3 rRNA genes are annotated in these 5,537 nt (G+C 54.7%); all 3 read right to left on the reverse strand.

The features are described 5' to 3' along the window. Window positions 1-9: 9 nt before the first annotated feature. The 3 genes from rrf to KVS71_RS17065 all read right to left on the reverse strand — a co-directional run bounded on the left by rrf (window position 10) and on the right by KVS71_RS17065 (window position 5,278). A 5S ribosomal RNA gene (rrf, locus tag KVS71_RS17055) occupies window positions 10-126 on the reverse strand. Window positions 127-237: 111 nt separating this feature from the next. Further along, window positions 238-3,340 (reverse strand): 23S ribosomal RNA (locus KVS71_RS17060). A gap of 413 nt (window positions 3,341-3,753) precedes the next feature. Next, window positions 3,754-5,278, reverse strand: a 16S ribosomal RNA gene (locus KVS71_RS17065). Together the 16S, 23S and 5S rRNA genes form the textbook arrangement of a ribosomal RNA operon. Window positions 5,279-5,537: the final 259 nt, after the last annotated feature.

Consider the following 5,537-nt stretch of genomic DNA (forward strand, 5'->3'; position numbering starts at 1 on the left):
CTAAAAGGAGTCCGGCGGTGTCCTACTCTCCCACAGGGTCCCCCCTGCAGTACCATCGGCGCTGTGAGGCTTAGCTTCCGGGTTCGGAATGTGACCGGGCGTTTCCCTCACGCTATGGCCGCCGAAACACTATTGATGTTTCAATCAAACCTAAAGCAATGATGAATCATTGTTGAAGGTAGTTCTCGACCGTACATCGAGAACCACTCAGTGGACGCAAGCACCAACAAACGGTGTGTTATCAAGTCATCGGCTTATTAGTACCAGTCAGCTGCACACGTTACCGTGCTTCCACATCTGGCCTATCAACCCAGTAGTCTGGCTGGGAGCCTCTCACCCGAAGGTATGGAAGTCTCATCTTGAGGCCGGCTTCCCGCTTAGATGCTTTCAGCGGTTATCCATCCCGAACGTAGCTAATCAGCGGTGCTCCTGGCGGAACAACTGACACACCAGAGGTTCGTCCAACCCGGTCCTCTCGTACTAGGGTCAGATCCTCTCAAACTTCCTACGCGCGCAGCGGATAGGGACCGAACTGTCTCACGACGTTCTAAACCCAGCTCGCGTACCGCTTTAATGGGCGAACAGCCCAACCCTTGGGACCTACTCCAGCCCCAGGATGCGACGAGCCGACATCGAGGTGCCAAACCATGCCGTCGATATGGACTCTTGGGCAAGATCAGCCTGTTATCCCCGAGGTACCTTTTATCCGTTGAGCGACAGCGCTTCCACAAGCCACTGCCGGATCACTAGTCCCGACTTTCGTCCCTGCTCGACCTGTCAGTCTCACAGTCAAGCTCCCTTGTGCACTTACACTCGCCACCTGATTGCCAACCAGGTTGAGGGAACCTTTGGGCGCCTCCGTTACTTTTTGGGAGGCAACCGCCCCAGTTAAACTACCCACCAGGCACTGTCCCTGAACCGGATTACGGTTCGAAGTTAGATATCCAGAGTGACCAGAGTGGTATTTCAACAATGACTCCACGGTAACTGGCGTCACCGCTTCAAAGTCTCCCACCTATCCTACACAAGCCACACCGAATACCAATACCAAGCTGTAGTAAAGGTCACGGGGTCTTTCCGTCCTGCTGCGCGTAACGAGCATCTTTACTCGTAATGCAATTTCGCCGAGTTCGCGGTTGAGACAGTTGGGAAGTCGTTACGCCATTCGTGCAGGTCGGAACTTACCCGACAAGGAATTTCGCTACCTTAGGATGGTTATAGTTACCACCGCCGTTTACTGGGGCTTAAATTCTCAGCTTCGCCTTGCGGCTAACCGGTCCTCTTAACCTTCCAGCACCGGGCAGGCGTCAGTCCGTATACATCGTCTTGCGACTTGGCACGGACCTGTGTTTTTAGTAAACAGTCGCTACCCACTAGTCTCTGCGGCCTCCAAACGCTTTCGGAGCAAGTCCTAATACGTCGAAGGCCCCCCTTCTCCCGAAGTTACGGGGGCATTTTGCCGAGTTCCTTAACCACGATTCTCTCGATCTCCTTGGTATTCTCTACCTGACCACCTGAGTCGGTTTGGGGTACGGGCGGCTAGAACCTCGCGTCGATGCTTTTCTCGGCAGCATAGGATCATCCACTTTTTATCCGCATCGTGTCTCAGCCTGTATGAGTCGCGGATTTGCCTACGACTCGGCCTACGCACTTGCACCAGGACAACCATCGCCTGGCTTGGACTACCTTCCTGCGTCACACCTGTTAATACGCTAACCGCACCAGCATGGGGTCACGTGCTCCCCTCCACGGTGTCACCCGAAGGCGACGATGTGAAGGCTCGGACGTTTAGCACCACTGGATTAGCTTGGGCGGTTCTTCGCCGGTACGGGAATATCAACCCGTTGTCCATCGACTACGCCTGTCGGCCTCGCCTTAGGTCCCGACTTACCCAGGGAAGATTAGCTTGACCCTGGAACCCTTGGTCTTTCGGAGGACGTGTTTCTCACACGTCATTCGCTACTCATGCCTGCATTCTCACTCGTGTAGCCTCCACGGCTGGTTTCCACCGCCGCTTCGCTGGCCACACGACGCTCTCCTACCCATCAACACGGCTGGACCACGAAGGCCTACCAATAATGTCAATGCCACAACTTCGGTGGCGTGCTTGAGCCCCGTTACATTGTCGGCGCGGAATCACTTGACCAGTGAGCTATTACGCACTCTTTCAAGGGTGGCTGCTTCTAAGCCAACCTCCTGGTTGTCAGAGCAACTCCACATCCTTTCCCACTTAGCACGCGCTTTGGGACCTTAGTTGGTGGTCTGGGTTGTTTCCCTCTCGACTATGAAGCTTATCCCCCACAGTCTCACTGCTGCGCTCTCACTTACCGGCATTCGGAGTTTGGCTGACGTCAGTAACCTTGTAGGGCCCATCGGCCATCCAGTAGCTCTACCTCCGGCAAGAAACACGCAACGCTGCACCTAAATGCATTTCGGAGGGAACCAGCTATCACGAAGTTGGATTGGCCTTTCACCCCTATCCACAGCTCATCCCCTCAGTTTTCAACCTAAGTGGGTTCGGTCCTCCACGACGTCTTACCGTCGCTTCAACCTGGCCATGGATAGATCACTTCGCTTCGGGTCTAGGACATGCGACTGAATCGCCCTATTCAGACTCGCTTTCGCTACGGCTACCCCACACGGGTTAACCTCGCCACATATCGCTAACTCGCAGGCTCATTCTTCAAAAGGCACGCTGTCACACCTACCAGGGGTGCTCCAACGGTTTGTAAGCAAACGGTTTCAGGTACTATTTCACTCCCCTCCCGGGGTACTTTTCACCTTTCCCTCACGGTACTTGTCCGCTATCGGTCATCTGGGAGTATTTAGGCTTATCAGGTGGTCCTGACAGATTCACACGGGATTTCACGGGCCCCGTGCTACTTGGGATACTCTCCACGCCAGAACACGCATTTCGACTACGGGGTTGGCACCCTCTATGACCGGCCTTTCAAGACCGTTCGTCTATACGCTTCTGTAACGTCGCCAGCTCGGCAGAACTGACTGGTGAGTCCCACAACCCCGAATATGCAACTCCTGCCGGATATCACACACACTCGGTTTAGCCTGATCCGGTTTCGCTCGCCACTACTAACGGAATCGCGGTTGCTTTCTCTTCCTGTGGGTACTGAGATGTTTCACTTCCCCACGTTCCCTCTACCCGCCCTATATATTCAGGCGGGAGTCACTAGGTCGGCACGCCGCCCAGCGGGGTTTCCCCATTCGGACACCCTCGGATCAAAACTTGCTTATCAGTTCCCCGAGGCTTATCGCAGATTGCTACGTCCTTCTTCGGCTCCAGATGCCAAGGCATCCACCGTTTGCTCTTAAAGACTTGAAATCACATGAGTTTGAATCAAAAACCCGACCAGTCCGAAGACTGAATCAGAAATTGACTAATGATCTTTAAGATCATCTTGCGCAACTGATCAAAGACCAGTTGCAAGATGCTCGCGTCCACTGTGTAGTTCTCAAAGTACGGGCGGAACCCCCATCCACCTGCCCCCACAGGGACAAACAGAAAGAGGTCCAGAGGTTCAGACCAGATCCCGAAAGATCCGCATCCGGTCCCTCAGGACCCAACAGCGTGCAGGCACCGGTCCCCTCACCCAGAACCTTCCAACCACCGAAGCGGCGTACTAGTCCCGAGATCAGATCTCGATGCCATGTCAAATGTTCCACCCATGAGCTCCCAGCGAAGAACGTGTGCCTTCGAACCGGGTTCTGGACGCCGAAGCGTCAGATGCTCCTTAGAAAGGAGGTGATCCAGCCGCACCTTCCGGTACGGCTACCTTGTTACGACTTAGTCCTAATTACCGATCCCACCTTCGACAGCTCCCTCCACAAGGGTTAGGCCACCGGCTTCAGGTGTTACCGACTTTCATGACTTGACGGGCGGTGTGTACAAGACCCGGGAACGTATTCACCGCAGCGTTGCTGATCTGCGATTACTAGCGACTCCGACTTCATGAGGTCGAGTTGCAGACCTCAATCCGAACTGGGACCGGCTTTTTGGGATTCGCTCCACCTCACGGTATTGCAGCCCTTTGTACCGGCCATTGTAGCATGCGTGAAGCCCAAGACATAAGGGGCATGATGATTTGACGTCATCCCCACCTTCCTCCGAGTTGACCCCGGCAGTATCCCATGAGTTCCCACCATTACGTGCTGGCAACATAGAACGAGGGTTGCGCTCGTTGCGGGACTTAACCCAACATCTCACGACACGAGCTGACGACAACCATGCACCACCTGTTTACGAGTGTCCAAAGAGTTGACCATTTCTGGCCCGTTCTCGTATATGTCAAGCCTTGGTAAGGTTCTTCGCGTTGCATCGAATTAATCCGCATGCTCCGCCGCTTGTGCGGGTCCCCGTCAATTCCTTTGAGTTTTAGCCTTGCGGCCGTACTCCCCAGGCGGGGAACTTAATGCGTTAGCTGCGTCACGGAATCCGTGGAATGGACCCCACAACTAGTTCCCAACGTTTACGGGGTGGACTACCAGGGTATCTAAGCCTGTTTGCTCCCCACCCTTTCGCTCCTCAGCGTCAGTTACGGCCCAGAGATCTGCCTTCGCCATCGGTGTTCCTCCTGATATCTGCGCATTCCACCGCTACACCAGGAATTCCAATCTCCCCTACCGCACTCTAGTCTGCCCGTACCCACTGCAGGCCCGAGGTTGAGCCTCGGGATTTCACAGCAGACGCGACAAACCGCCTACGAGCTCTTTACGCCCAATAATTCCGGATAACGCTTGCGCCCTACGTATTACCGCGGCTGCTGGCACGTAGTTAGCCGGCGCTTTTTCTGCAGGTACCGTCACTTTCGCTTCTTCCCTGCTAAAAGAGGTTTACAACCCGAAGGCCGTCATCCCTCACGCGGCGTTGCTGCATCAGGCTTGCGCCCATTGTGCAATATTCCCCACTGCTGCCTCCCGTAGGAGTCTGGGCCGTGTCTCAGTCCCAGTGTGGCCGGTCACCCTCTCAGGCCGGCTACCCGTCGACGCCTTGGTGAGCCATTACCTCACCAACAAGCTGATAGGCCGCGAGCCCATCCCCAACCGAAAAATCTTTCCAAACGCAGACCATGCGGTCACGTCACATATCCAGTATTAGACGCCGTTTCCAGCGCTTATCCCAGAGTCAGGGGCAGGTTGCTCACGTGTTACTCACCCGTTCGCCACTGATCCCACAGAGCAAGCTCCGTGTTCACCGTTCGACTTGCATGTGTTAAGCACGCCGCCAGCGTTCATCCTGAGCCAGGATCAAACTCTCCGTAAAAAGAAATTGCATACGAACCGGGGAAAAACCGGAACGCAGCGAGTTTGATGCTGACCAAAGAGACGAATTCATTGCTGACTTCATCCGTTGCCAACCCCACAAGGAGGTTGGTCTTTGATCCAAAGGAATTCTCACCCAGCCGAAGCTAGACGAGGATAATTTGGCATTTGACAAGTGCACGCTGTTGAGTTCTCAAGGATCGGATGCTCCCACGACCCAGCCATCACGACCAGGCCCGCAGGGCAACTTCTCTATCTTA

Origin of the sequence: Microbacterium sp. GbtcB4 (genome assembly GCF_019091465.1) — a bacterium.
Taxonomy (GTDB): Bacteria; Actinomycetota; Actinomycetes; order Actinomycetales; family Microbacteriaceae; genus Microbacterium; species Microbacterium paraoxydans.